We start from the raw sequence: 26,903 nt of genomic DNA, 5'->3' as shown, positions 1-26,903 counted from the left end.
TTCCTGTCCAACGTTAATCGGGGCAGGGTGAGTCGACCCCTAAGGCGAGGCCGAAAGGCGTAGTCGATGGGAAGCAGGTTAATATTCCTGCACGACTTGTAATTGCGATGGGGGGACGGAGAAGGCTAGGTGGGCCAGGCGACGGTTGTCCTGGTGAAAGTGCGTAGGTGGTGTTTCTAGGCAAATCCGGAGACACAACGCTGAGACACGAGACGAACGCACCACGGTGCGGAAGCCATTGATGCCCTGCTTCCAGGAAAAGCCTCTAAGCTTCAGATTACAAGTCATCGTACCCCAAACCGACACAGGTGGTCGGGTAGAGAATACCAAGGCGCTTGAGAGAACTCGGGTGAAGGAACTAGGCAAAATAGAACCGTAACTTCGGGAGAAGGTTCGCTCTTGATGGTGAAGTCCCTTGCGGATGGAGCTGTCGGGAGTCGCAGTGACCAGATGGCTGGGACTGTTTATCAAAAACACAGCACTCTGCAAACACGAAAGTGGACGTATAGGGTGTGACACCTGCCCGGTGCCGGAAGGTTAATTGATGGGGTTAGCGCAAGCGAAGCTCTTGATCGAAGCCCCGGTAAACGGCGGCCGTAACTATAACGGTCCTAAGGTAGCGAAATTCCTTGTCGGGTAAGTTCCGACCTGCACGAATGGTGTAACCATGGCCATGCTGTCTCCACCCGAGACTCAGTGAAATCGAATTCGCCGTGAAGATGCGGTGTACCCGCGGCTAGACGGAAAGACCCCGTGAACCTTTACTACAGCTTGGCACTGAACATTGAACCTACATGTGTAGGATAGGTGGGAGGCTTTGAAGGCGTGACGCCAGTTGCGCTGGAGCCGTCCTTGAAATACCACCCTTGTATGTTTGATGTTCTAACGCAGGGCCCTGAATCGGGCTCGCGGACAGTGCCTGGTGGGTAGTTTGACTGGGGCGGTCTCCTCCCAAAGAGTAACGGAGGAGCACGAAGGTTGGCTAATCCTGGTCGGACATCAGGAGGTTAGTGCAATGGCATAAGCCAGCTTAACTGCGAGACGGACAGGTCGAGCAGGTACGAAAGTAGGTCATAGTGATCCGGTGGTTCTGAATGGAAGGGCCATCGCTCAACGGATAAAAGGTACTCCGGGGATAACAGGCTGATACCGCCCAAGAGTTCATATCGACGGCGGTGTTTGGCACCTCGATGTCGGCTCATCACATCCTGGGGCTGAAGTCGGTCCCAAGGGTATGGCTGTTCGCCATTTAAAGTGGTACGCGAGCTGGGTTCAGAACGTCGTGAGACAGTTCGGTCCCTATCTGCCGTGGGCGTTGGATGATTGAAGGGAGTTGCTCCTAGTACGAGAGGACCGGAGTGAACGAACCTCTGGTGTTCGGGTTGTCACGCCAGTGGCACTGCCCGGTAGCTAAGTTCGGAATCGATAACCGCTGAAAGCATCTAAGCGGGAAGCGAGCCCTGAGATGAGTCATCCCTGACCCCTTGAGGGTCCTAAAGGGCCGTTGGAGACCACAACGTTGATAGGCGGGGTGTGTAAGTGCAGCGATGCATTGAGCTAACCCGTACTAATTACCCGTGAGGCTTAACCATACAACACCCAAGAAGTGTTCTAAGGCTTGTAGCAAATAGAACGAACTACTCAAATTCAGTGATAGTGACAAGCCAAGCGCAACATCACTACTCACGTCAGCTTTCTCAGATTGAAGAATTTGCCTGGCGGCCATAGCGCCGTGGAACCACCTGATCCCATGCCGAACTCAGAAGTGAAACGCGGTAGCGCCGATGGTAGTGTGGCATTCGCCATGCGAGAGTAGGACACTGCCAGGCACCCAATACAAGAAACCCCGCTCAATGAGCGGGGTTTTTTATTGCCTGCAATTCAGCACGTCACCGGATTATTAGACTTTCCCCTTCTTGTCATTCATTGATTACCCTTCTAAAGCCCCAAAAAGACCTCTTTTTCTGTTCGATATTTGCTCACCAGTTCAAGGTGTTGGATACAAAAAGTACAGAATGTGATGCCTCTACCTTTCTTGTGATACCTACTCTGGTTTAATTCTTCAGTCCACATGGATGGACCAAGGAATCACAATAATTTAAGGAATAGACCCATGTTCAAAAGAACAGTAACGATGATGCTGGCGGCGGGAACCCTGGTATTAGGCGGTTGCGCATCCAATGGTGGTGCAGAGCAGGCTGGGGCAGACAACAGCGACTTCGGTGGCAAGTCCATCTACCTGCGCGGGGAGATGAACGACTGGATGGCGACTGATGAAAGCAAGGTAGTCAAGGTGGCCGACAAGCTCTATATGGCCAAAGGCACCCTCAAGAAAGAGTGGGCCCCCTACAAGTTCAAGTTTGCTGATTCAGGCTGGAGCTGCGGTACCAACTTTGGCTACAAGAGCCCGAGTGATGGTGTTGCCGTGTTAGGTGGTGAGGCGGTGCCGGTCAACCCCTGCTCCAAGTATGAGGACATGAAGTTCTCACCGGATGTCGATGGCGTCTACGAGTTCTATCTGAATATGGCGGGTGAAACGCCGTCCGTTTACGTCAAGAAGCCCTGATCTATCTCTGAGTGTTAAATCTCTCAGCAAATTAATCAGTTAAGTGCCTCGGCCCAGAAATCTGCTGGCCGGGGCATTTTTTTAGGTTAGAATCGGCGCCCTCAGGGCATCAGGTGTACTATATGTTGTGCCATTAATTTTAGATGGCACCATTAGTTGTGTTTTATGCTGTTGTCATGATGTTGATGCATTCACATAAGGTTGATTGAAAATGGCTAAATCGAACCCGGTGCTGGAGAGTGAGCTTGGCTCCCGCCTTATCCCCATGCAGGAAACGTCCCTCGAGATCTGGGATAGCAAGTATCGCCTTAAGAGCAAGGATGGCACTCCCATCGACAGCTCTATCGATGAGACTTACCAGCGGGTAGCCCGCGCGTTGGCAGAGCAGGAGCTGGAACCGGAGGCCTGGTATGGGCCGTTCCTGTGGGCGCTGCGCAATGGGGCCATTCCGGCGGGCCGCATCACCTCCAACGCCGGGGCGTTTGATCACAAGCCTGCCACTTCAACCATCAACTGTACTGTTTCCGGCACCATCGAAGATTCGATGGACGATATCCTCGGCAAGGTGCACGAGGCCGGTCTGACCCTGAAAGCCGGTTGCGGCATCGGATATGACTTCTCGACCCTGCGCCCGCGCGGTGCCTTTGTCTCCGGTGCCGGTGCCTACACTTCCGGCCCGCTCTCCTTCATGGATATCTATGACAAGATGTGTTTCACCGTCTCGTCAGCCGGTGGCCGTCGCGGCGCCCAGATGGGCACCATGGATATCCGCCATCCTGATGTGATCGAGTTTATACAGGCCAAGCGTGAAGATGGCCGCCTGCGTCAGTTCAACCTCTCTCTGCTCATCACCGAAGATTTCGTCAAGGCGGTGAAAGAGGATGCCCCCTGGTCGCTTATCTTCCCCTATACCGCCAAAGAGGTGGAGCAGGATGGCATTGCGCTGGACGATCCTGCTCAGGTGCTATGGGCCGACTGGCCCAACAAGGAAGGGGTTGTATTCAACGAGCTGGGGCAGGTCGCCTGTAAGGTCTACAAGACCATGCCTGCCCGCAAGCTGTGGAATGTCATCATGACCTCCACCTATGACTATGCAGAGCCCGGCTTCATCCTGATCGACAAGGTCAACCAGATGAACAACAACTGGTTCTGTGAAGAGATCCGCGCGACCAACCCCTGTGGTGAGCAGCCGTTGCCGCCCTACGGTGCCTGCCTGCTGGGTTCTGTCAACCTGACCCGCTTCGTTCGCGATCCATTCACTGACAAGGCTGCTTTCGACTGGACAGCATTTCGCAAGGTAGTGGCCATCTTTACCCGCATGCTCGACAACGTGGTGGAGATCAATCAGCTGCCGCTGGCCAAGCAGCGCGAGGAGATCATCAACAAGCGCCGTCATGGCATGGGCTTCCTGGGGCTTGGTTCGGCCCTGACCATGCTGCAGATCAAGTACGGCTCTGCGGCATCCGTGGCCTTTACCGAGCAGGTATCCCAGGAGCTGGCGATGACCGGCTGGCAGGAGTCCCTGCGTCTGGCCAAGGAGAAGGGCTCTGCCCCCATCATGGAGCAGGAGTTTGAAGTGACTGGCAAGATGCTGCGTTTGCGCCCGGAAATGGCGGCTGATGGCATCAAGGTGGGTGACAAGGTGAAGGGCAAGGTGCTGCATGCGCGTTATAGCCGCTATATGCAGCAGGTTGCCGAAGTGGATCCTGCGCTGGTCGCCGAGCTGGCCGAAGTGGGTGGGCGTTTCACTCACCACAGTAGTATTGCGCCCACCGGCACCATCTCGCTGTCACTGGCCAACAACGCCAGCAACGGCATCGAGCCGAGCTTTGCTCACCACTACAGCCGCAACGTCATCAAGCCGGGCAAGAAGAGTAAGGAGAGCGTAGATGTCTACTCCTTCGAGCTGCTGGCCTATCGCGAGCTGGTGAATCCGTCCGCCATGCCCTATGCCGATGATGAGGCGAGCCGTCTGCCGGACTATTTCATTACTGCCGACGACATCAGCCCGGCCCAGCATGTGGACATTCAGGCGGCTGCTCAGCGCTGGATTGACTCCTCCATCTCCAAGACTGCCAACGTGCCGACCGATTTCCCGTTTGAGCAGTTCAAGGACATCTACATGTATGCCTCGGACTCCGGCCTCAAGGGCTGCACCACCTTCCGCTTCAATCCGGAGGCCTTCCAGGGCGTGCTGGTGAAGGAGAAGGATCTGGAGAACACCCTCTATGAATTTACTCTGGAGGATGGCTCCGTCATCTCCGTCAAGGGGAACGAAGAGATTGAATACGATGGTGAGCTGCATACGGCCGCCAACCTCTACGACGCCTTGAAAGAAGGCTATTACGGTAAATTCTGAGAACGACATTATGGTCAAGAAGATCGACAAGAAAATCGTCGCCTACAAGGTGCGTACCAAGGATGAGCCGCAAGAAGATCTCTCTGCGCAGGATGACGTGGTGCACATGCACGAAACCGTGCTGCGCCCGGAGCGGCTGATGGGCACCACCTACAAGCTGAAGACGCCGGAACATGTCTCCGAGCACTCGCTGTTCATCACCATCAACGACATCATTCTCAACGAGGGCACGGTGCACGAAACTCGCCGTCCGTTCGAGATTTTCATCAACTCCAAGAGCCTGGAGCACTATCAGTGGATCGTGGCGCTGACCCGCATCATCTCGGCGGTATTCCGCAAGGGTGGGGATGTCACCTTCCTGGTGGAGGAGCTGCGCTCGGTGTTTGATCCCAAAGGCGGCTACTGGAACAAGGGCAAGTATGTGCCGTCACTGATCGCCGAAATTGGCAACGTGATCGAGAGCCATCTTACCGAGATCGGCATGCTCAAGGCGCCGGGGTTGGACGAGCATCAGCAGGCGTTTCTGGCTGAGAAGCAAGCCGAGTTGAAGGCGGCTCAGGAGGCCGAAGAGCAGCAGGCAGGAAGTGGTTTCCCGGCCAATGCCGCGCTCTGCTACAAGTGCCACACCAAGGCGTTGGTGCTGAAGGATGGCTGCATGACCTGCCTCAACTGTGGCGACTCCAAGTGCGGCTGACAGACATGCCCAAGTAGTTGAACGATAGAAAACAGACCGGCCACAGTGCCGGTCTTTGTATTGCTGTTTTTATGCGCAATCAAATCAGGCGGCCAAGTGATTTGTTGCGCGATAGTAAAATCGGGCGTAGCGTTGAGGGTAATAAAACTGTCACGGCCGTGTGGTTTCAATGACATCTGAGATTCACACACGTGGCCCTTCAGTGCCAAGGAGGATGCTTATGGACAATACGGACCGAAAGCTGTTTATCCTGGATACCAACGTTCTGCTTCACGAACCCCTCGCTATCTACTCCTTCAAAGAGCACGACGTGCTCATCCCCATGACGGTGCTGGAAGAGCTCGATAACATCAAGGATCGCAACAAGGATGTCAGCCGCGACGCGCGGGTGGCCATTCGTGCGCTGGAAGATGTGTTCCGCGATGCAACCCCGGATCAGATCACCCAAGGCGTTCCGCTGGCTGGCGAAGCGAGCGGCAATATCTGCATCTTCAGCGATCACCATCTGCCGCAGGATGCCGAGGTGTTTACCGACAAGGAGGCCGACAACCGCATCATCAACGCGGCCCTCTATCTGCAAAAGCACGAGTTGAAGCGTCAGGTGGTGCTGGTCACCAAAGACATCAACATGCGCCTCAAGGCCAAGGGGGCCGGGCTTGCTCACGTTGAAGATTACCGTAGCGACCAGCTGATCGATGATATCCGCCTGCTGGCCAAAGGCTTTCAGGTGGTGCCCGGCAGCTTCTGGGAGCGGGTTGGCGAGTGCGAGAGCGAGACCCATGGCCGCGACACCATCCATGTGATCGATGCCAATCTGCTGGAGGGAGTTCACGTAAACCAGTATCTGGTGGATGAAGAGAATTTCTTCGCAGCCCGGGTGCTCAGCCACGATGGCAGCAAGATCCGCATCAAGGATCTGGGCCGCGAGCGACTGATGTCCCGCAAGGCGTGGGGTGTCCATCCCAAGAATGTCTATCAGGGAATGGCGTTGGATGCACTGCTCGATCCGCACATCGATCTGGTGATCCTGACTGGCCCGGCGGGTTGCGGTAAAACCTTGCTGGCAATGGCGGCGGCCTTGGAGCTGGTGATTGAGAAGGGCATTTACGAGAAAGTGATCGTCACCCGGAATACCCCGGAAATTGCCGAAAGCATCGGCTTCCTGCCCGGCACCGAGGAGGAGAAGATGATGCCCTGGCTGGCAGCGGTGACCGACACCCTGGAGGTGCTGCACAAGCAGGACGAGAACATGAGCGGCTCGCTCAGCTACATCATGGAGAAGGCCAACATCCAGTTCAAATCGGTCAACTTCATGCGCGGGCGCAGCATCCAGAACACCTTCGTGCTGCTGGATGAGTGCCAGAACCTGACTGCATCCCAGATCAAGACCATCATCACCCGCTGCGGCGAGGGCACCAAGATCGTCTGCTCCGGTAACCTGGCCCAGATCGACTCCAACTACCTGAGCCCGGTGACCTCGGGTCTCACCTACATAGTCGAGCGTTTCAAGGATTTTGACGGCAGTGCCAACATCTTCCTCAATGGCGTGGTGCGCAGCCGACTGGCTTCGTTCGCCGAGGAAAATCTCTGATTTAGCTGACTATCTTCATATGAAAAAGGGAAGCCACTTGGCTTCCCTTTTTTGATCCCGTTACCAGTTCAGTGTCCTTGGGTCACTGTCCAAGGTAGCGCAGCAGCCCCGGGTGGTCGCTATTTTGCAGAATATCCGGCTTGCCTTGCAGGGCGATGCGCCCCTCGTCGACAAACAGCACCTGATCGGCAATCAGCTGGGCATCTTCCGGATTGTGGGAGACCATCAGTACGGTAATGCCCTGCTCGCAGGCGAGGCGTGCCACTTCGGCCAGCATCTCCCGGCGCAGGGCGGGATCGAGGGCCGAGAAGGGTTCATCCAGCAGCAGCAGCGGCTTGCCTCGCACCAGCGCGCGGGCCAGCCCGACCCGCTGCTGTTGGCCGCCGGAGAGCTGTTCAGGCAGGCGGCTTAGCATCTCGCCAAGACCAACCCGCCCGGCCGCCTCGTTTACCTGTGCACGCTGGGCTGCACTCAGGCGCAGGCCCGGGTGCAAGCCGATGGCGATATTGTCGAACACCGACAGGTGGAGGAACAGGTTGTGATCCTGAAACAGGGTGGTGACCGGTCGCTCGGCGGGGCCCAGTGGCAGCAGGTCTTCACCATCGAAACTGAGGCGGCCTGATTCCACCGGCACGAAGCCGGCGATCATCCCGAGCAGGGTCGACTTGCCCGCGCCGCTTGGGCCTATCAGCGCGGTGATCTCCCCCTTGGGCAGGGTCGCGCTGAAGCTGACTCGCCAGTCGGGGTAGCTGGTCACCAGCGTATCAATGTTCAGCATGTTTTCCTCCAAGACCCCGCTCCACCAGCCAGAACAGGGAGAAACAGAGCGTCAGCAGCAGCAGAGCGGTGGCGGCTGCCTCGGTCAATCGATAGCTGCCAAGCTGCTGATAGAGCAGCCAGGGCAGGGTGGTGAGCTCCTGACTGCCAAACATGGCGATGGCGCCGAGATCCCCCAGCGAGAGGATCATCGACAGTGCCATCGCTAGTGCCAGCGAGCGGCGCAGCAGCGGCCACTCCACCAGTCGCAGGCGATGCAGGCCGCGTACCCCCAGGCTATCCGCCAGCCGGTCGTATTGGCGCACCACCAGCTGCATGGGGGCTGAGAGGGTGCGCATCACATAGGGCAGCGCCATCAGGGCGTTGACCAGTACCACCAGCCAGGGGCCGAGGGCGAACACGTCGGCAAAGGGCATAAACAGGATAAAGAGACCGGTAGAGAGCACCACCGCAGGGATCATCAGGATCACCGAACCGCTGGCCTCCCACAGGGCGGCAGCTCGCCGCTGGCGGGTGCGCACCTTGAGGTGACGGCTGGTGAGCAGCAGGCCGCTGCCGAGCAGGGTCGCCAGGGTGCCTGCCGTCAGCGCAATCAGCAGCGACTGGCCGCTCGCCTGCCACAGCTTGCTTGAGGTGAGCGCTGTCAGCAGGCCGGGTTGAAGGCCTGCCACCACGATGGCAAGCAACGGTGGCAGAAAGATGGCGAGCCCGATGCTGAGCGAGAGGAGATCCACCACGGCCGTGCCTGGCTGATGGCGATCCGGCCGCAGGCAGGGACGACGGGGGGTCACCCTGCTGGCCGGGGTGCTCTGCAGCTTGTGCTGCAGGGCGAGCAGGGCGGCGGTCAGGATGAGCTGCACCAGCGCCAGTCCGCCTGCGGTGGCGAGATCGAAGTCAAAGCGCAGCGCCTGATAGACGGCCACCTCCAGCGTGGTGGATTTCGGCCCGCCTCCCAGCGCCAGCACGGTTGTGAAGCTGGTGAAGCAGAGCATAAAGATGAGGCTGGCCAGCCCGGGCAATATGCCGCGGATCAGTGGCCACTCCAGCAGCCGGAAGATATGGGATGAGCGCATGCCGAGCTGGCTGGCGAGGCGCCAGCTCGATTCGGGGATGCTCTCTATGCTCTGCAGCATCAGGCGGGCCGCCAGCGGCATGTTGAAGAAGACGTGGGCCAGCAGGATACCGAACAGGCCGTAGAGGTAGTTGCCGGGATCCAGCCCCAGTGAGTGCAACAGTTGCGGTAGCCACCCTTGCTTACCGTGTACCGCTACTATGCCGAAGATGGCGATGATGACAGGTAGTACCAGCGAGAGACCAAACAGCTTGATCAGCAGGGTTCGGCCAACGAAGCGCCGCCGCGCCAGCGCGCGGGCCACCGGAATGGCCAGCCCGAGACTGAGCAGGGTGGAGAGCAGTGCCTGCCCCAGGCTGAACCCCAGCACATGACGCAGATAAGGATCTGCGAGCAGGGTGCGGGGTGCCAGCGAACCGGCCTGCCACAACAGGGCCACCAGCGGCCCGAGGGATAACAGCAGGATCAACAGAGTGGCTGCACTGCCCGGCAACCACCAGAGGGGACGCGCCTGTAGTTTCAGATAACGGCTCACTGGGTGACGGCTTGCAGCCACTCGCGGATCCACCCTTTGCGATTGGCGGCCACCTCATCGCTGCTGAAGGCGAGCGGCTTGGCTACGGTGATCATCTGCTCGAAGCCCTTGGGCAGCGGCGTGTCGATAACCGGATACATCCAGTTGCCGGTCGGGATTTCCTGCTGGAAGGTGGGGCTCACCATAAATTGCAGGAACTGGTCAGCCAGCTTCTCCTGTTTGGCGCTCTTCAGCTTGGCGGCCACTTCTACCTGACGGTAGTGACCCTCCTCGAAGGCGGCAGCCTGATACTGGGGCTTGTTCTCGGCAATCAGGTGATAGGCCGGAGAGGTGGTGTAGGAGAGCACCATGTCCGCTTCACCATCGAGGAACATGCCATAGGCCTCTGACCACCCCTTGGTGACGGTGACCGTCTTTTTGGCAAGCTCGGCCCAGGCGGCAGGCGCCTTGTCGCCGTAGACAGACTTCATCCACAGCATCAGCCCCTGCCCCGGGGTGGAGGTGCGGGGATCCTGATGATCACTTTGAGGTCGGAGCGCTCCACCAGATCTTTCAGGCTCTTGGGCGGCTGCTTGAGTTTGTCCTTGTCATAAACGAAGGCGAAGTAGCCGTAGTCGTAGGGGACGAAGGTGTCATCCTGCCAGCCACCCGGCACCTTGATGCCATCCAGCTTGGCGGGATGGGGGGCGAACAGGCCGCTCTGCTTGGCTTCGCTGATGAGAGCATCGTCGAGCCCCAGCACCAGATCGGCCTTGCTGTGGTTGCCCTCCAGCCGCAGCCGGTTGAGGATGGCGACCCCATCTTCGAGGGGAACCAGATTGAGGGTGCAGTCGCACGCTTTCTCGAAGGCCTGTTTGATCTTGGGCCCCGGACCCCACTCGGCAGTGAAGGAGCTGTAGGTGTAGACGGTGAGGGTGTCGGCGGCGAACACATTGGCCGACAGCAGGCCGGTGGTGACCAGCAGCAGGGTCTTCATGGGTGGCACTCCCTATTACTTGTTAATAACGAGGTGCCAGCGGGTGAGGGCGCAAAAAATGAGCGCCATGCCTCAAATTCCTCCGCCAGCATTATCTGGATCAGGTACACGGGTATAATCTCAGCGGTAAACCGCACCCCGTTTGAGAAACGAACCGCATTGTATTAACGTTCTTTTGGGTAGACCAGCACAATTGTGCAATACCCATGAGATGACGCCCACCCAACAGAGGATGTTCGCGTGCTTACCAATACCAAGGAAAGGCGTGCCTTTGCGCGCATGGTCATCAATGCTCCGGTCACCGTCTATCAGCAGCAGCTGGTGCTGGAGGGGATCTGCCGGGATCTCAGTGCCAACGGCATGGGGATTGCGGTCTCTGAACACCAGCTCGACATCAATCAGCCCATCCGGATCAGTCTTGCCACTAACAACAATCTGTTGCCTCCCTTTGAAGCCCATGCCCGTATTATCCGGGTGCTGGAGGAGGAGAGCGGGTTGCTGCTGGCGGTAGAGTTTCTGCCTCAGGGTTAATCCTCTCTCCCCATCGGCAGAGGGAGGGGATTAGCCTTTCTCCTGAACCGGCTGCACACTCAACTGCTTGCTATCGACCAGCGTTTTGCTGGTCGATGCTATTTGGCCCGCAGGCAAGGTGGCGGGACCGGTAGGTTCGAGCAGCAGGTAGTTCTGCCCCCGCCAGTTGAGGGTCACATCCCCCGGCTTGGCGGGCAGGTCAACGGCCAGCAGGGCATGGCCGGGGACGAACACCATGGCCTGTTTCAGCTCCGGAAAGAGCTGAGCCAACATGGCGGCCATCAGGGTTACCTTGCTGTCGCAGTCCCCCCGGTTCTGCTCCAGCACCTGACGGGGTGGGAGAAAGCCCTTGCCCTGTCTTCCATTCAGGCTATCGAGCTGCTGATAGGGGATGCTCTGGATAAAGGTGAGCATATGGGCCACAGTTTTCTCGCGCGCTTCTGTTTCGGTACTGCCCTGCTGTTTGAGTTGATCCGCCAGTGGAGCCAGCCCGCTGCGACTCTCCAGCGCGATGCGCACATGATCCTGCTTCACCGCCAGCTGCCCGTCCGGGGTGTTGAAGTACTGGAAGTAGTGTTTGGTCAGCCACGCCTGCTCCTCTTTGCTCCGCTTGGACTGCAGAAAGGCCATCGCCTCGCGCGCCTTGTCCTGATTGCGGCTTTTCAGATGCAGCTCCAGCGAGGGACGGGCGAGGGTGAACTGCACCTCGGGGTAGTTCTGGCGCACCTCCCGCAGCAACACCTGCAACACCTCCTCCTGCATTCTCGCCGGGCGATAGGCGATAAGGGGCGGTAACTTGCCCTGTTCGAGCCGGTAGGTGAGCTGTTGGGATTTGCCTTCGCTATCCTGCCAGCCGACGCTGATCTGGCCGAGGCTGTTGTTGAAGCTGGTTTGGCTGGCCCCCGCAGGCAGGGCAAGCAGCAGGGCACAGAGCAGAGGGATTGCCGTCGGTCTCTTCATCATCCTTTCCTGTGGCACGGGCCAGTTCCGGTGGCCCAAAGTGGGAAGCGTCGCGGACAGTAAAACAGGGAGCCGAAGCTCCCTGTTGATTCTACTCGTTTTTTTGCAACTGGCGCGTTAAATCCAGCTCGGCTGCTTCGCCTCAAAGGCGCTGATGGCGGCCTCGTGCTGCAGGGTCAGGCCGATGGCATCCAGCCCGTTGAGCAGGCAGTAACGGCGGAACTCGTCGATCTCGAAACCGAAGCTGAGCTCACCGGCGCGCACCTGATTGGCTTCCAGATCCACTTCAATCTGGATGCCCGGTTTGGCGGCCACCAGCTGGAACAGGGCGTCGACCTCCTCCTCCTTCAGGCGCACCGGTACCATGCCATTGTTGATGGCATTGCCGTAGAAGATGTCGGCAAAGCTCGGGGCTATGATGGTCTTGAAGCCGTAGTCGGCCAGCGCCCAGGGGGCGTGCTCGCGGCTCGACCCGCAGCCGAAGTTCTCGCGGGCCAGCAGAATGCTGGCACCGGCGAATTGTGGTTGGTTCAGTACAAACTCGGGGTTGGGCTGCTGGCCGGCATCGTCCAGAAAGCGCCAGTCGTGGAACAGGTGCTTGCCAAAACCGATGCGATTGACCTTCTGCAAAAACTGCTTGGGAATGATGGCGTCGGTGTCGACGTTGGCGCTGTCGAGGGGGACGACGATCCCTTTATGCTGTTTGAATCCTGTCATCGAAATGTCCTCTTACAGTGCGCGAATGTCGGCGAAGCGGCCGGTGACGGCGGCCGCGGCGGCCATGGCCGGGCTCACCAGATGGGTGCGGCCGGCGCGGCCCTGACGCCCTTCGAAGTTGCGGTTGCTGGTGGAGGCGCAGCGCTCCCCTGGTTGCAGCCGGTCGTTGTTCATGGCCAGACACATGGAGCAGCCGGGCAGGCGCCACTCAAAACCGGCCTCGATGAAGATCTTGTCCAGCCCCTCGGCTTCGGCCTGCGCCTTCACCTGCTCGGAGCCCGGCACCACCAGTGCCTGCACGCCAGCGGCTACCTTGCGACCGCGAGCGATGGCGGCGGCCGCACGCAGATCCTCGATGCGGCTGTTGGTGCACGACCCGATAAACACCTTGTCGATGGCAACGTCTGAGAGCTTCTGACCCGGTTGCAAGTCCATGTAGGCGAGCGCCTTGCGGGCGGACTGTTGTTCCATCAGGTCGTTGAAGGATTCCGGCGCCGGAATGGGTTCATTAACGGCAATCACCTGGCCCGGGTTGGTACCCCAGGTGACCTGTGGGGCGATATCGGCGGCATCGAGCATCACTTCGGCATCGAAACGGGCACCTTCATCGCTCTTGAGGCTCTGCCAGTAGGCGATGGCCTGCTCCAGCACCTCGCCCTTGGGGGCAAACTCCTTGCCGCGAATGTAGTCGATGGTGGTCTGGTCGGGGGCGATCATGCCGGCCTTGGCGCCGAGCTCGATGGCCATGTTGCACACCGTCATCCGCCCTTCCATGGAGAGGCTCGCAATGGCCTCGCCAGCAAACTCCACCACGTAGCCGGTACCACCGGCGTGGCCGACCTTGCCGATAATGGCCAGCACAACGTCCTTGGCGCTGATGCCCTCCGCCAGCTTGCCGTTGACCGAAATGCGCATGGTCTTGGCGCGCCCCTGTTTCAGGGTCTGGGTCGCCATCACATGTTCCACTTCGGAAGTGCCGATGCCGAACGCCAGTGAGCCGAAGGCACCGTGGGTGGCGGTGTGAGAGTCGCCGCAGACGATGGTGGTGCCGGGCAAGGTGATGCCGAGCTCGGGGCCCATCACATGGACGATCCCCTGATATTTGTGGTTGAGATCGTAGAGGCGAACCCCGAACTCTTTGCAGTTGTCGGCCAGCGTCTCCATCTGGATGCGGGCCATCTCGCCGGAGGCGGCGATGTCCTTGGTGGTGGTGGAGACATTGTGATCCATGGTGGCCCAGGTCAGATCCGGGCGGCGCAGCTGGCGATTCATGGCGCGCAGGCCGTCGAATGCCTGCGGGCTGGTCACTTCATGCACCAGATGGCGGTCGATGTAGATGAGGGGGGTCTCCCCTTCCACTTCCCGTACCACGTGGGCGTCGAATACTTTCTGATAGAGGGTCTTGGCCATTGCTTCTCTCTTCCTTGTTCTCTGTTATGCGGCTCAGATCCGGGCGGCGATCTGGCTACCCATATCGGCCGTGCTCTGCACCGGATGGCGGGCGCTGGCCTGATGCAGGTCGGCGGTGAAGTAACCCTCGGCCAGGGTCTGGGCCACGGCCTGCTCGATGGCTTGAGCTGCGGCTTCCTGGCCCAGGCTATAGCGCAGCATCAGGGCGGCGGAGAGGATCTGGGCGATGGGGTTGGCAATCCCTTTGCCGGCGATATCCGGGGCCGAACCACCGGCCGGTTCGAACAGGCCGAAACCCGATTCGTTGAGGCTGGCTGAGGGGAGCAGGCCCATGGAGCCGGTGATCATGGCGCACTCGTCGGAGAGGATGTCACCGAACAGGTTGGAGCAGAGCAGCACGTCGAACTGGGACGGGTCCTTGATGAGCTGCATGGTGGCGTTGTCGATATACATATGGTTGAGGGCTACGTCCGGATAGGACTTGGCGACTTGCGTCACCACCTCGCGCCACAGAATGGAGGAGGCGAGCACGTTGGCCTTGTCGATGGAGGTGACCTTGGACTTGCGCACCCGGGCCGACTCAAAGGCAATCTTGGCGATGCGCTCAATCTCGAAGCGATGGTACACCTCGGTGTCGAATGCCTTCTCGTTCGCCCCCTCTCCCTCACGCCCCTTGGGCTGGCCGAAGTAGATGCCGCCGGTCAGCTCGCGCACGCAGGCGATGTCAAAACCGCGATCGGAGATGTCGGCGCGCAGCGGGGAGAACTGCTCGAGGCCGGTGTAGATACGGGCCGGACGCAGGTTGCAGAACAGCTTGAAGTGGGCGCGCAGGGGCAGCAGGGCGCCACGTTCCGGTTGATCGTTGGGGGGCAGATGTTCCCATTTCGGGCCGCCCACCGAGCCAAACAGCACGGCATCGGCTGCTTCACAACCTTTGATCGTGCTTTGCGGCAGCGGGGTGCCGTGGTTGTCGATAGCGATGCCGCCCACGTCGTGGTGATCATACTCGAAGGCGAGGCCGAACCGGGCCTGCACCTTCTCCAGCACCTTGATTGCCTCGGCCATCACTTCAGGGCCAATGCCGTCACCCGGCAATACTGCGATCCGATAACTGCTCATACACTCTCCATCCTGATATTGTCATTCCATGCCGTCTGTTTGGTTCCGAGCCCTGTTCAGACGGTTTCTGATTTGATGCTGTTATTGCGTTCCATCTGTTCGGCCACCTGATCGGCGCGCCAGATGCTGTTGATCACATGGAGCAGGGCGTGGGCCGAGGATTCGATGATGTCGGTGGCCAGTCCCATGCCGTGGAATTTGCGCCCTTTGTACTCGGCGACGATATCGACCTGACCGAGGGCATCTTCCCCTTCGCCCTTGCTCTTGAGGGCATATTTGTCGATGCGGATCTCATAGCCGGTGATGCGGTTGATGCACTGGTAGACCGCATCCACCGGGCCATTGCCGGTGGCCGCTTCGCAGATCAGATCCTGTCCCACCTTCAATTTGACCGAGGCGGTGGCCAGTACCGAGCTGCCGCTCTGCACCCCGAGGTACTCCAGTTTGAAGTGCTCGGGCTCTTCGTGGATCTGGCTGAAGAAGGCCAGTGCTTCGAGGTCGTAGTCGAACACCTGACCCTTCTTGTCGGCCAGGGTCAGGAATTTGCCGTAGAGGTGGTCGAGGTCGTAGCTGCTCTCGGCATAACCCATGGACTCCATCCGGTGCTTGATAACGTGGCGGCCGGAGCGGGAGGTCATGTTGAGGTTGTTCTGGGTCAGGCCGATGCTCTCGGGAGTGATGATTTCGTAGGTATTTTTCGCCTTGAGCACCCCATCCTGATGGATGCCGGAGCTGTGGGAGAAGGCGTTGGCCCCGACGATCGCCTTGTTGGGCTGCACCGGCATGTTGCAGAGCTGGCTGACCAGCGTGCTGGTGCGATGAATTTCGCTGTGGCGGATATTGGTTTGTACCCCGAGCAGGTCGGCGCGGGTTTTGAGGATCATCGCGACCTCTTCCAGCGAGCAGTTGCCCGCCCGCTCGCCGATGCCGTTGATGGTGCACTCAATCTGGCGGGCCCCCATCTGCACCGCGCCGATGGAGTTGGCCACCGAGAGCCCCAGATCATCGTGGCAGTGGACCGAGATGATCGCCTTGTCGATGTTGGGTACCCGGTTGAACAGGGTGTGGATGATGCCGGAGAACTCGGTCGGTACCGTGTAGCCCACGGTATCGGGGATATTGATGGTGCGGGCCCCCGCCTTGATGGCGGCCTCCACCATGCGGCAGAGGTTATCGATGGGGGTGCGGCCTGCATCCTCGCAGGAGAACTCCACATCATCGGTGTAGCGCAGGGCGTGCTTGATGGCGCCGACCCCCATCTCCAGCACATCCTCGAAGCTCTTTTTCAGCTTGCTCTCCACATGGATGGAGGAGGTGGAGATAAAGGTGTGGATGCGAAACGCCTCGGCGACCCGCAAGGCTTCACCGGCGGCATCGATATCTTTTGGCAGGGCGCGGGCGAGGGCGCAGACCCGGCTGTTCTTGATGTGGCGGGCGATGGTCTGCACCGATTGAAAATCGCCGGGAGAGGAGACCGGGAAGCCCACCTCCATGACGTCGACACCGAGCCGCTCCAGCGCCTGGGCGATCTGCAGCTTCTCCTTGACTGTCAAACTGGCCGCCAGGGCCTGCTCACCATCACGCAAGGTGGTGTCGAATATGATGACCCGATCTGACATGTGACTTCCCTCTTCCTAAGTTCGGTAACGTGCATCCTGCGGCGGCATAAAAAAACCCGTGCAGGGTGCACGGGTTTTTGTAAATTCCGGCTATGCCTTAGCCCGGCTACAAGGATCCCGCGCGAGTTAACGCGATTAGGGAGATTAGTAGTAGCGGGGTGGCGATATGCATGACGTTGTTATTCCTTCCAGTCGATAACGCTTTTACCAATATCGAGATTTTTATGCTGTGTCAACACGGAAGGTCAGGGGCAATCTGCTGACGTATTTAATCGGATTGTAAAGGATTGCAAATTTCCTTGTCCCATATTCGGCCCATGACCGATTATCTGGTCATTCCTGCTGTGCTCTATTCTCTGCACAACCAGATCGACTTATCAGCATTGGCTGAATTATCTGAGGTGTTAAATGGAAAAACGTAGACCTGGTCGTCCGGTCGGACGTTCTGACATTCGTGACAAGTTGCTTGCTGCCGCCCGTGAGCGTTTTCTCAATACTCCCTATAGCAAGGTGACTACACGCGAAATCGCGGAGCTTGCTGGCTCCAATCTGGCAATGATCCACTACTACTTCGGCAGTAAAGAGGGTCTTTACAAAGCGGTGCTGGGCGATGTCGCCGAGCCCCTCGACCATGCCTGGCAAGATGAACACAGCAATCACAGCCTCAATGAGCTGCTCAACACCTACTATCAGGTGATGGCGCCCAACAGCGAGCTGACCTCTGCCATCTCCAGCGCATTGTCGACCGAGAAGAGCCCGGGCCGGGATTTTGTGCTGAACCGCCTGCTGGAACGTCAGCTGCCGCAGTTCGATGCCCTGCTGGAAACCATGAAGTCCAACGGTGAGCTGGGTGACAACCTGGATCCCGACATGCTGAAGATCTCCTTCCTCAGCATGATGTGGCAGCCATTCGTGATGAAAGATCTCTACGAGCAGGTGTTTGGCCTGAAAGTGGATGAGCACTTCATGGCCCGTCTGGCGGACCACAATTGCCGTCTGATGGAGACCGGTCTGCGCGGCAGTCACTGATTTTGCCGCCACATCGAGATTAGAAAGGGCCATTCGGCCCTTTTTTCATAAATCTGTTATCCCTTGTTCAACGTAACGTCATCCCGCTTTCTTACTCTGCAAGCAGAATTCAGGGAAGGAGGGGATATGAACAAGATCCAGCAATGGGACCTGCAGGTGTGCCGGGTCTGTCTGCTTCACGGCTACAACCGGCAGCAGGCGAGGGTGAGTCGTCTCATTTCCCGCACCGGCGATGGCCCGCTTTACGCTGTGCTGGCCGCCCTGCTCTGGTGGCAGGGGGAGGCAGAGCGGGAACTGGTGCGACTGGCGCTGCTCGCCTTCGCCATCGAACTGCCCCTCTATCTGCTGCTGAAAAACAGCCTGAAACGGCAACGGCCGGTCGGCTTGCCGGTCTTTATCACTCCTTCCGATCGTTACAGCCTCCCCTCCGGTCACACCGCTGCCGCTTTTCTGATGGCTACCATACTGGCCACCGGCTTTCCGCTCTGGGCACCCCTGCTGTTTGGCTGGGCGGCGCTGGTGGGAGCATCCCGGCTGCTGCTCGGGGTGCACTACCTGAGTGATTTGGTAGCCGGTGCCCTGCTGGGGGGCGGTTGCGCCGTGCTGGCGCTCAGCTGGAGCCACTCATGAGGATACTGTTTGGGGTGCAAGGCACCGGCAACGGTCATATCAGTCGCAGTCGTACCCTGGCGCGGGCGCTGCGCGCAGCAGGGGTCGAGGTGGATTATCTCTTCAGCGGCCGCCCTGCAGACCGCTACTTCGACATGGAGGAGTTCGGCGCCTACCGCGCCTTTCCCGGCCTCACTTTTGTCAGCCACGAGGGGCGAATTTCTCCGTGGCGCACCCTGCAAGCCGCCTCGCCGCTCACCTTCTGGCGGGATCTGCGGGCTCTCGATTGCAGCGAATACGATCTGGTGGTGAGCGATTTTGAGCCGCTGACCGCCCACGCCGCCCGCCGCTATGGCAAGCCGAGCCTCACCGTCAGCCATCAGGCCAGCTTCAACTGGCCCATCCCGCGTTGGGGGGAGGATGGGGTCAGCCGCCAGCTGATGCGCCACTTTGCTCCGGTGGATCAGCCGCTCGGACTGCACTGGTTTCATTTCGGTCACCCCTTGCTGCCACCGGTGATCGATCCCATCGCCGCTGCGCCGGATAACGGCGAGATCCTGGTCTATCTGCCGTTCGAGCAGACCGAGGCGATCGCTGCCCTGTTGTCGCGTTTTGGTCAGCAGCGCTTCGTCTGCTTTCACCCCGCCATTCGCACCCCGAGTCAATGGCGCAACCTGCGCTTCGAACCGCCATCGCGGCACGGGTTTATCGCCGTGTTGGCCGGTTGTCGCGGCGTCATCTCCAACGCGGGTTTCGAGCTGGCTTCCGAGGCGCTCACCCTCGGTAAGAAGCTGTTGGTCAAACCCCTCGGCGGCCAGTTCGAGCAGCTGACCAACGGCAAGACCCTCGAGATGATGGGGCTGGCGACCCTGATGGATGTGCTCGATGCCAATCTGGTGCGTACCTGGCTCGACAGCGCCTCGCCGGGGGCGGTCTGCTACCCCGATGTAGCGGGGGAGCTGGCCCGCTGGCTGGCGGCGGGAGCCGACGAGAGCGTAGCCTCTCTGTCGCGGCGGCTCTGGGCGCGCACCCTGTTTCCGGAGGAGGTGAGTGATCGCCTGAGCGAGCTGGATGGCGGCGACTGTTTATCCAGTTGCTGGTTATCGCAAGTGAGCGTTGTTGACTAGACTGAAAGGCGATCCCACCAAGGAGAGGACGGAGCAAATGCGCTTTACCAATGAAAACGGCGAAGTCATGAACCTGGCTGACAATCTCACCCTGCACGAGTTGCTCGATATGGGTGTCAGCATTTCGGTCAGTGAAGAGACCGATCCGGATCAGCAGATCTGGCTGGCTGAGCCGGATCAGGACAACTGAGTCATCATTCGGCATCAAGCCCACCGCTGAGCGGTGGGCTTTTTTGTGGCTGTTTTTCCCCTCAGCGGAATGATCAGCTGGCCATTCCCCGACTTCCTTCCCTTTTGTCTCATGGTCGCTGCGGCAAGTCATTGAATGTTAATAGCCGGTTGAAATGTATGACTGTTCTGGTCAGATAAAGCCGTGGACAAGCGTTATGAAGCGGGTTAAGTTGGTTTTTCACCCTATTTTCGGGTGAATGACGGAAAAATCCTTTTTTTCTACTGTCGACGGGGCTGAATTGGGCCGATCTGCATTCAGATAACAACAAGAAACGGATCGGGCCGTGCCGGGAAGCACGGCATCGTCGGCGGGATTCGCTAAACGGAGCAAAGCCTGGAGGGCTTTATCATGGAGATGTTATCAGGCGCCCAGATGGTGGTTAGAGCGCTGGAAGATCAGGGAGTTGAGCACGTCTTCGGCTACCCTGGTGGCTCAGTGCTCGACATCTATGACGCTCTCTTCGAAAACGGCAAGATGGAGCATGTCTTGGTGCGGCACGAGCAAGCCGCGGTTCACATGGCTGACGGTTACGCCCGTTCCACCGGCAAGGTGGGAACCGTGCTGGTAACGTCAGGCCCGGGGGCGACCAACTGCATTACCGGTATTGCCACCGCCTATATGGATTCCATTCCGCTGGTGATCCTCTCCGGCCAGGTGCCGACCAGCATGATCGGTGAGGATGCGTTCCAGGAGACCGACATGATCGGTATCTCCCGCCCGGTGGTGAAGCACAGTTTCCTGTGCAAGAAGGCGAGCGATATTCCCGAGGCCATCAAGAAGGCCTACTACATTGCCGCCAGCGGCCGCCCGGGGCCGGTGGTGGTGGATCTGCCCAAAGATGTGCAGAACCCGAAAGAAAAATTCCCCTACCAGTATCCCGAGACGGTCTCCCTGCGCTCCTACAACCCGACCAAGTCTGGTCATAAAGGGCAGATCAAGCGGGCTGCCAAGCTGCTGGTAGAAGCCCAGCGCCCGGTGATGTACGTGGGCGGTGGTGCCATCAACGCCAATGCGGACCATCTGGTGACCAAGCTGGCGGAGCTGCTGAATCTGCCGGTGACCACCACCCTGATGGGGCTGGGGGCTTTCTCCGGTGTCCATCCGCAATTTATCGGCATGCTGGGGATGCACGGCACCTTCGAAGCCAACAAGACCATGCACAACGCGGATCTCATCTTCGCCGTGGGAGCCCGCTTCGATGACCGCGTCACCAACAACGTGGCCAAGTTCTGCCCAAATGCGACCGTGGTTCATATCGATATCGACCCCACCTCCATCTCCAAAACGGTGCAGGCCCATGTGCCCATCGTCGGCTCGGTGGAAACCGTGTTGGAGCAGATGCTGGAAGTGATCCGCGAGTGTAGCTTCGATAACGACAAGGAGGCGCTGGCGGACTGGTGGAGCCAGATCAACCAGTGGCGCTCCCGTCACTGTTTGGCCTACGAAAAGTCGGCAACCCAGATCAAGCCACAACAGGTGATCGAGACCCTCTACAAAGTGACTCAGGGTCAGGCGTTCGTTGCCTCCGACGTGGGCCAGCACCAGATGTTTGCTGCCCTCTACTACCCGTTTGCCAAACCGCGCCAGTGGATCAACTCAGGGGGCCTCGGCACCATGGGCTTCGGCATTCCGGCCGCCATGGGGGCCCAGTTTGCCAACCCGGATGCGGTGGTCTGCTGCGTCACCGGCGATGGCTCGGTGCAGATGAACATTCAGGAGCTCTCCACCTGCATGCAGTACGGAGTGCCCATCAAGATCATCTCCATCAACAACCGTGCGCTGGGCATGGTCAAGCAGTGGCAGAAGATGTTCTACGGCGGCCGTCACAGCCACTCCTACATGGAGTCCCTGCCGGACTTCGTCAAACTGGCGGAAGCCTATGGTCATGTCGGCATCGCGGTGAGTGATCCGGCGGAGTTGGAGAGCGCCATGGAGAAGGCCTTCGCCATGAAGGATCGGCTGGTGTTCATGGATATCTCGGTCGACCCGGATGAGCACGTCTATCCGATGCAGATCAAGTTTGGCGCCATGGATGAGATGTGGCTGAGCAAGACGGAGAGAACCTGATGAGACACATCATTTCAGTACTGCTGGAGAACGAATCCGGCGCCCTGAGCCGCGTGGTGGGTCTCTTCTCCCAGCGTGGCTACAACATCGAGACCCTGACGGTGGCGCCGACCGAGGATCCCACCCTGTCGCGCATGACCATAGTCACCATGGGTGACGAGCGGGTGCTGGAGCAGATCCAGAAGCAGCTGCACAAGCTGGTGGATGTGCTCAAGGTGTGCGACCTGAGCGAAGGGGAGCATATCGAGCGGGAGATCGCGCTGGTCAAGGCGCGCGCCGCCGGTGGGGCCCGTGACGAGCTGAAACGGCTGGCAGATATCTTCCGCGGTCAGATCGTCGACGTTACCCCCGAGCAGTACACGGTACAGCTGGTGGGCACCAGCGAGAAGCTGGATGCTTTCATCAAGACCGCAGCCCAGACCAACGAGATCATCGAAGTGGTGCGCTCCGGCGTCTGCGGTATCTCCCGGGCGGATAAGGCGCTGCGGCCCTGATGGCTGGCGGGACAGCTGATGACGCGTCAGCTGCCGCAGAGTGAAAGTAAAGAGGGCTCTGCGGAGCCCTCTTTGTTTGGTTTTGCTTTACGAGGGGAGGGATGATGTTCGGTATTCATGATCTTGCACTGTTTATGGTCTCGGGGCTGCTGCTCAACATCATGCCGGGGCCGGATTCCCTGCTGGTCATGCTGCGCAGCGGCTCGCAAGGGTGGCGTGCCGGTTCAGTCGCGGCCCTTGGCATCGGCACCGGTGTAATGGTGCATGTGCTGGCGGCGGCCCTCGGTCTGTCGGCCCTGCTCAGTGCCTCGGCCGAGCTGTTTGCCCTTATCAAGCTGGCTGGCGCCATCTACCTCATCTATCTGGGGTTCTCCCTGCTGCGCCAGCAGGTTACGGGTGCAATGGAGGGAGGGGCCACCCTGCCCGCCCTATCCTATGGCCAGATTTACCGGCAGGGTGTGCTGACCAATGTGCTCAACCCCAAGGTCGCGCTCTTTTTCCTCGCCTTCGTGCCCCAGTTCATCGCGCCGGATGCCCCCGACAAGGCGCTCGCCTTTATTCTGCTCGGCTGCATCTTCAATCTGGGCGGCATCATCTGGTGTCACTTGCTGGTCTTTACCACCGTCTATGCCAGCCACAGGGTACGGCTGTCACAGCGTCTCGGCCGCTGGCTCAACCGGGGCATCGGCACCCTGTTTGTCGGACTCGGGATCAAGCTCGCCAGCGACTAGCTCGCGGCTTTCTGACCTGAGGCAGATTATCGTGCAGCGCGCTGTGGTATGGTCGGCTGTTAGCTGCGGGTCTCTCCCGCGCTCTCTTATCAACGCCAGCATTGCTGGCAGCAGCAGCGAGATCCCTTGCCCAGATGAACATCGCCCGGCTCAAGAACTTTACCGAGATCGTGAAGAACAACTTCAACATCTCGGCGACGGCGGAGAAGCTCTACACCTCCCAGCCCACCCTCAGCAAGCAGATGAAGATGCTGGAAGATGAGCTCGGGCTCGCCCTCTTTGCCCGCAAGGGGAAGAATCTGGTCGGCTTGACCAGCGCAGGCGAGCAGGTGATGGAGTTGGCCAAGGGTGTGGTGGCACAGGTGGAGCAGATCAACCAGCTGTCGCTGGGGGAGCAACTGGCCACCAGCGGGGTGCTGCGTATCGCCACCACCCACACCCAGGCCCGCTACAAGCTGCCAGCGGTGATCACCGAGTTCAGTCGTCGCTACCCTGACGTGGCGATCCAGCTCCATCAGGGGGCGCCAGCCCAACTGGCCCAGATGGTGCAAAGCGGAGATGTGGATATGGCGATCGCCACCGAGTCCATGTATCTGTTCGACGAGCTGGCCGCCGTCCCCTGTTATCGTTGGGGGCGCAGTGTGGTGGTGCCCCACGGTCATCCGTTGATCGACTGCCAGCCGCTGTCGATGGCGGATCTGGCCCGCTATCCCCTCATCACCTATGTGTTCGGCTTTACCGGCCGATCCAAGATGGACAAGGCCTTCAGCCGTCACGGCCTCTCGCCGAAAACCGTGCTGACCGCCACCGACACCGACGTGATCAAGCACTACGTCCGGCTCGGCATGGGGGTCGGGGTGATTGCAAGCGTAGCCTTTGACGAGGGGGATAGGGAGGCTCTGGTGAGCCTCAACATCGACCACCTGATCGCCTCGAGTGCCACCCACATCTGCCTGCGCAAACATGCCCATTTGCGCGACTATATGTACGACTTTATCCACCTCTACGCCCCCCATATCAGCCGGGAGACGGTGCAGCTGCACCTTATCAACCAGCCGCCCGCTGCCAATATGGCGGAGTTGCCGTGGCTCTAGCCGCGGGTTGTTTGCCGTACACAGAGCAAAAATACAGAGACAAAAAAAGAGAGGCCTTGGCCTCTCTTCTGGTTTTATCGGTATACGGGATTAAGCGCTGCGGGTCGCCAGATTGATAAAGATCTGGGCTCCGACCAGCAGGCAGTCGTCATCGAGGTAGTAGGGATTCGCATGCAGGTAGTTGCAGATCCCCTTGGCCTGACAGCCGCTGCCGAGGAAGAACATGGCCCCCTTGCGGCCACGGCAGGCATTGATCATATAGCTGAAGTCTTCGCTGCCGGTCATCGGCTGACCCTGAGCGTTGATCCCCTCGGAGGGCAATACGTCGGCGGCCGCTTGCAGCAGACGGGCGCAGGCATCGGCGTGGTTCTCGACCGCAGGATACCCGGCATAGACCATTTTGGTCTTGAAGCCGCGCAGTTCGCTCTGGGCCACGATCTCCTTGAAGCTGTTCTTCAGGATCTGGTCGGTCTCGGCATCCATGGCACGGATGGTGCCGCGCGCCTGCACATGGTCGGCGATGGCGTTGGGGATGGTGCCGCCGTTGATCATGCCGCAGCCAAATACCGCCGGGCTGAACGGACTGGTGCGCTTGGCGACGATGTAGTCCATGTCCTCGATGATCCGCACCGCTTCACGGATGGCATCCAGCCCCTTGTGGGGGGTCGAGCCGTGGGCGGAGATACCGTGCACATCCAGTGTCCAGGCGGAGCCCCAGGAGGACATGACACCGTGGTTGAACTTGATGGTGCCGGTCTCCATGGCGCCGTCGTTATGGAGGGCATAGACCTCGTCCACCCCCTTCATGCAGCCCAGTTCGACCATCTTCTCGGCGCCCGGCACCCGCATATCCTCTTCCGCCATCTGGAAGATAAAGCGGACGTTGTACTGCAAGCGATCGCGGTTGGCGGCCAGAAACTTGGCCGCGGTCAGGGCGATCGCCATATGGGAGTCGTGACCACAGTTGTGAGCCATTCCCTCGTGGGTTGACTTGAACGCAACGTCGCTCATGTCATGCATCTCGAGGCCATCCATGTCGGCACGGAAGGCGATGGTCGGCAGCACCGGGTCAACCACCAGATCGCCGTGGAAACCGGTGAAGCCCGGGTAGTCGGTGAGACGGTAGCCAAAGCCTGCCATCAGCTCGCGGCAGTAGGCCGAGGTCTTGAACTCGACGCCGGAGGCTTCCGGAATGGTGTGCAGATGGTGGCGCACTTCCTGACTGAAGTCACGCAGGGCCTGCAGGGCCGGTTCAATGTGAATGTTGTTCATCAGATGATCCCTTGAATGGAGAAGCCGAGTTGGGCCACCAGCGAGGCGCCGAAGAAGCAGCAGGTGGAGACGATCATGAAGATCAGGATCACTTTCCAGGACATCTTCTTCAGCTCTTCCAGCTGACCACCCACCGAGAGACCGGCAAAGGCCAGCAGCGGTACGCAGCAGGAGAGGAAGGAGATCTTGGCGACGGCGTCAATGAAGAGGCCGCGCACCGGGGTCTCCGGCAGGCAGATCAGAATGCCGATGATGGTGGCATAGGCAAACGCCGGTAGGGACGAGGGCAGGTAGCGCTTGGCAATCAGCGAAGCGAACACCACCAGTGACATGGCGATGAAGCTGTCACCCATCAGCCAGAGCGGAGTGCCGGTGGTCAGGGTCTGGGTAAACATAGCCAGCAGGATCGCCAGAAAGACGAACCGCATATCCATTACGATGCTTTTCATGCTTTCTCTCCTTTGGCTGTCAGGGCATAGATTTTTTCAGCGAGCGGCAGACCCAGATAGGTGAGGGAGAGGGCGCCGAGGGCAGACGAGAGCAGGTTCGAGGCTGCCGCGATACTCAACACCTGCTGAGCCAGCGCTTCGTCGAGACCGTTGATCAGGGCGCCGGAGGCGGCACTTAGCATGGAGCCTGAGCCCACGCCGGAGCCGGCAGCCAGCGCCAGCGGGTGCAGGCCGGTGAGCGGGGCGATACTGCCCAGCACGCTGAACCAGAGGGTGCCGATAACGGAGCCGCACAGGTAGATGGCCAGCACGCCGATGTACTCCTGGGAGCCGGTGCCGAACTTGCCCTGAATTACCGCAACGGACGGCTCGCGACTGATGGAGGAGCAGGCCCCGATGGCGCGGCGGCCAAAGCCGAACTTCACCGCCAGCGGAATGGCGATCAGGATCGGCAGCAGGTTGCCAATCTCCTGCAGGAACAGCGGCACGCCGACGCTCAGGATCATCTTCAGGTTGGGGATGATCATCCCCGCGTACTGGGTGCCCAGGATCAGCAGGCTGAAGCCCACCATCTTGCCGCAGAAGCCCTCTTCTTTCTCGGTGAAGAGCTGCTTCCAGCCGGGTATGCGATCCTTGACCGGTTTGGCGGAGACAATCATGCCGATGATGACGGCAAAGAGCATCGGCAGGATCGGAATGATGGCGATGCCTATCTTGATCTCCTGCTTGCCTATCAGGTACTGGGCCACAAAGATCAGCATGGCGGTTGCCAATATGCTGACCGTGACCGTCTTGAGGGGGCTGGTTTGCTGCATAGTTTTTTCTCTTGTTATTCCCATGTGTGGCCATCGTCAGGATTGTCCAGACCGATGA

Annotated in this window: 23 protein-coding genes, 2 rRNA genes, 1 pseudogene and 1 riboswitch (1 of these 27 running past the window's edge); of the genes and pseudogenes, 15 read left to right on the top strand and 11 right to left on the bottom strand. The window is 59.4% G+C overall.

Annotation, left to right across the window (positions count from 1 at the left end; all coding sequences use genetic code 11):
- From ACTG20_RS19360 to ACTG20_RS19335, 6 genes are all read left to right on the top strand, one after another.
- Positions 1-1,592 (top strand): 23S ribosomal RNA (locus ACTG20_RS19360); it begins 1,298 nt to the left of the window's first position.
- Positions 1,593-1,714: 122 nt separating this feature from the next.
- A 5S ribosomal RNA gene (gene rrf / locus ACTG20_RS19355) occupies positions 1,715-1,829 on the top strand.
- 284 nt (positions 1,830-2,113) lie between these two features.
- The gene (locus tag ACTG20_RS19350) at positions 2,114-2,566 is read left to right on the top strand and encodes a pullulanase (protein ID WP_194496666.1); all 453 of its coding nucleotides are present in this window, start codon (positions 2,114-2,116) and stop codon (positions 2,564-2,566) included.
- A 211-nt stretch (positions 2,567-2,777) separates the two neighbouring features.
- Complete coding sequence (locus ACTG20_RS19345; RefSeq protein WP_194496665.1) at positions 2,778-4,925, top strand: adenosylcobalamin-dependent ribonucleoside-diphosphate reductase; 2,148 nt, start codon at positions 2,778-2,780, stop codon at positions 4,923-4,925.
- 10 nt (positions 4,926-4,935) lie between these two features.
- Entirely contained in the window at positions 4,936-5,619 is a 684-nt protein-coding gene (locus ACTG20_RS19340; RefSeq protein ID WP_019446911.1) for a TSCPD domain-containing protein, read from the top strand.
- Positions 5,620-5,839: 220 nt separating this feature from the next.
- Positions 5,840-7,210 (top strand): PhoH family protein, encoded by a 1,371-nt coding sequence (locus ACTG20_RS19335; RefSeq protein WP_005339173.1) that lies wholly within the window; start codon positions 5,840-5,842, stop codon positions 7,208-7,210.
- A gap of 82 nt (positions 7,211-7,292) precedes the next feature.
- Here ACTG20_RS19335 and thiQ read toward each other — a convergent pair whose 3' ends face one another.
- From thiQ to thiB, 3 genes and pseudogenes are all read right to left on the bottom strand, one after another.
- Positions 7,293-7,988: a thiamine ABC transporter ATP-binding protein gene (thiQ, locus tag ACTG20_RS19330; RefSeq protein ID WP_069526622.1), complete on the bottom strand. Its 696-nt coding sequence runs from the start codon at positions 7,986-7,988 to the stop codon at positions 7,293-7,295.
- Positions 7,975-9,594 (bottom strand): thiamine/thiamine pyrophosphate ABC transporter permease, encoded by a 1,620-nt coding sequence (gene thiP, locus ACTG20_RS19325; RefSeq protein ID WP_194496771.1) that lies wholly within the window; start codon positions 9,592-9,594, stop codon positions 7,975-7,977. The genes thiQ and thiP overlap by 14 nt, the downstream gene beginning before the upstream one ends.
- Positions 9,591-10,570, bottom strand: a pseudogene (gene thiB / locus ACTG20_RS19320) (thiamine ABC transporter substrate binding subunit). The gene thiP and the pseudogene thiB overlap by 4 nt, the downstream one beginning before the upstream one ends.
- 60 nt (positions 10,571-10,630) lie before the next feature.
- Positions 10,631-10,721, bottom strand: a riboswitch (TPP riboswitch).
- Between the two features lie 89 nt (positions 10,722-10,810).
- On the opposite strand from thiB, the gene ACTG20_RS19315 reads away from it, so the two are divergent.
- Positions 10,811-11,101, top strand: a complete 291-nt coding sequence (locus ACTG20_RS19315; RefSeq protein WP_005339160.1) for a PilZ domain-containing protein — start codon at positions 10,811-10,813, stop codon at positions 11,099-11,101.
- Positions 11,102-11,131: 30 nt separating this feature from the next.
- On the opposite strand, the gene ACTG20_RS19310 is transcribed toward ACTG20_RS19315, so the two are convergent.
- The 5 genes from ACTG20_RS19310 to leuA all read right to left on the bottom strand — a co-directional run bounded on the left by ACTG20_RS19310 (position 11,132) and on the right by leuA (position 16,926).
- A complete protein-coding gene (locus ACTG20_RS19310; RefSeq protein WP_194496770.1) occupies positions 11,132-12,061 on the bottom strand; it encodes a transglutaminase domain-containing protein in 930 nt (309 codons plus the stop codon).
- 117 nt (positions 12,062-12,178) lie between these two features.
- Positions 12,179-12,778 carry a 3-isopropylmalate dehydratase small subunit gene (gene leuD, locus ACTG20_RS19305; protein ID WP_041210376.1) on the bottom strand — a complete coding sequence of 200 codons (600 nt, stop codon included), beginning with the start codon at positions 12,776-12,778 and terminating at the stop codon, positions 12,179-12,181.
- Between the two features lie 12 nt (positions 12,779-12,790).
- Positions 12,791-14,188 (bottom strand): 3-isopropylmalate dehydratase large subunit, encoded by a 1,398-nt coding sequence (gene leuC, locus ACTG20_RS19300; RefSeq protein ID WP_194496663.1) that lies wholly within the window; start codon positions 14,186-14,188, stop codon positions 12,791-12,793.
- 33 nt (positions 14,189-14,221) lie between these two features.
- On the bottom strand, positions 14,222-15,307 hold the full coding sequence (gene leuB, locus ACTG20_RS19295) for a 3-isopropylmalate dehydrogenase (RefSeq protein ID WP_194496662.1): 1,086 nt from the start codon (positions 15,305-15,307) through the stop codon (positions 14,222-14,224).
- Positions 15,308-15,363: 56 nt separating this feature from the next.
- Positions 15,364-16,926, bottom strand: coding sequence for a 2-isopropylmalate synthase (gene leuA, locus ACTG20_RS19290; RefSeq protein ID WP_058057212.1), 1,563 nt, complete (start codon positions 16,924-16,926; stop codon positions 15,364-15,366).
- A 408-nt stretch (positions 16,927-17,334) separates the two neighbouring features.
- Here leuA and ACTG20_RS19285 point away from each other — a divergent pair, with 408 nt between their 5' ends.
- From ACTG20_RS19285 to ACTG20_RS19250, 8 genes are all read left to right on the top strand, one after another.
- Entirely contained in the window at positions 17,335-17,955 is a 621-nt protein-coding gene (locus ACTG20_RS19285; RefSeq protein ID WP_005349170.1) for a TetR/AcrR family transcriptional regulator, read from the top strand.
- Positions 17,956-18,081: 126 nt separating this feature from the next.
- Complete coding sequence (locus ACTG20_RS19280; RefSeq protein ID WP_005358196.1) at positions 18,082-18,585, top strand: phosphatase PAP2 family protein; 504 nt, start codon at positions 18,082-18,084, stop codon at positions 18,583-18,585.
- Positions 18,582-19,691 (top strand): MJ1255/VC2487 family glycosyltransferase, encoded by a 1,110-nt coding sequence (locus ACTG20_RS19275; protein ID WP_440008070.1) that lies wholly within the window; start codon positions 18,582-18,584, stop codon positions 19,689-19,691. Before ACTG20_RS19280 ends, ACTG20_RS19275 begins: the two co-directional genes overlap by 4 nt.
- Before the next feature lie 37 nt (positions 19,692-19,728).
- The gene (locus ACTG20_RS19270; protein WP_005341188.1) at positions 19,729-19,881 is read left to right on the top strand and encodes a hypothetical protein; all 153 of its coding nucleotides are present in this window, start codon (positions 19,729-19,731) and stop codon (positions 19,879-19,881) included.
- 390 nt (positions 19,882-20,271) lie between these two features.
- Entirely contained in the window at positions 20,272-21,990 is a 1,719-nt protein-coding gene (locus tag ACTG20_RS19265) for an acetolactate synthase 3 large subunit (protein WP_439987335.1), read from the top strand.
- Positions 21,990-22,484 carry an acetolactate synthase small subunit gene (gene ilvN / locus ACTG20_RS19260; protein ID WP_005311605.1) on the top strand — a complete coding sequence of 165 codons (495 nt, stop codon included), beginning with the start codon at positions 21,990-21,992 and terminating at the stop codon, positions 22,482-22,484. Before ACTG20_RS19265 ends, ilvN begins: the two co-directional genes overlap by 1 nt.
- Before the next feature lie 104 nt (positions 22,485-22,588).
- Entirely contained in the window at positions 22,589-23,215 is a 627-nt protein-coding gene (locus ACTG20_RS19255) for a LysE family translocator (RefSeq protein ID WP_439987857.1), read from the top strand.
- Between the two features lie 134 nt (positions 23,216-23,349).
- A complete protein-coding gene (locus ACTG20_RS19250; protein ID WP_439987334.1) occupies positions 23,350-24,309 on the top strand; it encodes a LysR substrate-binding domain-containing protein in 960 nt (319 codons plus the stop codon).
- A gap of 90 nt (positions 24,310-24,399) precedes the next feature.
- Here the strand turns inward: ACTG20_RS19250 and ACTG20_RS19245 are convergent, their stop codons facing one another.
- The 3 genes from ACTG20_RS19245 to ACTG20_RS19235 are packed head-to-tail and all read right to left on the bottom strand — an operon-like array spanning position 24,400 to position 26,845.
- Positions 24,400-25,581, bottom strand: coding sequence for a M20 metallopeptidase family protein (locus tag ACTG20_RS19245; protein WP_335854500.1), 1,182 nt, complete (start codon positions 25,579-25,581; stop codon positions 24,400-24,402).
- Entirely contained in the window at positions 25,581-26,030 is a 450-nt protein-coding gene (locus ACTG20_RS19240) for a hypothetical protein (protein WP_033114935.1), read from the bottom strand. Before ACTG20_RS19240 ends, ACTG20_RS19245 begins: the two co-directional genes overlap by 1 nt.
- Positions 26,027-26,845: a DUF3100 domain-containing protein gene (locus ACTG20_RS19235; protein WP_005339140.1), complete on the bottom strand. Its 819-nt coding sequence runs from the start codon at positions 26,843-26,845 to the stop codon at positions 26,027-26,029. The genes ACTG20_RS19240 and ACTG20_RS19235 overlap by 4 nt, the downstream gene beginning before the upstream one ends.
- Positions 26,846-26,903: the final 58 nt, after the last annotated feature.

Origin of the sequence: Aeromonas sp. 84A, assembly GCF_051919345.1 — a bacterium.
GTDB lineage: Bacteria > Pseudomonadota > Gammaproteobacteria > Enterobacterales > Aeromonadaceae > Aeromonas > Aeromonas veronii.
The sequence above is the reverse complement of the archived record's forward strand: the minus strand, read 5'-3'. Positions and strand labels throughout refer to the sequence as shown.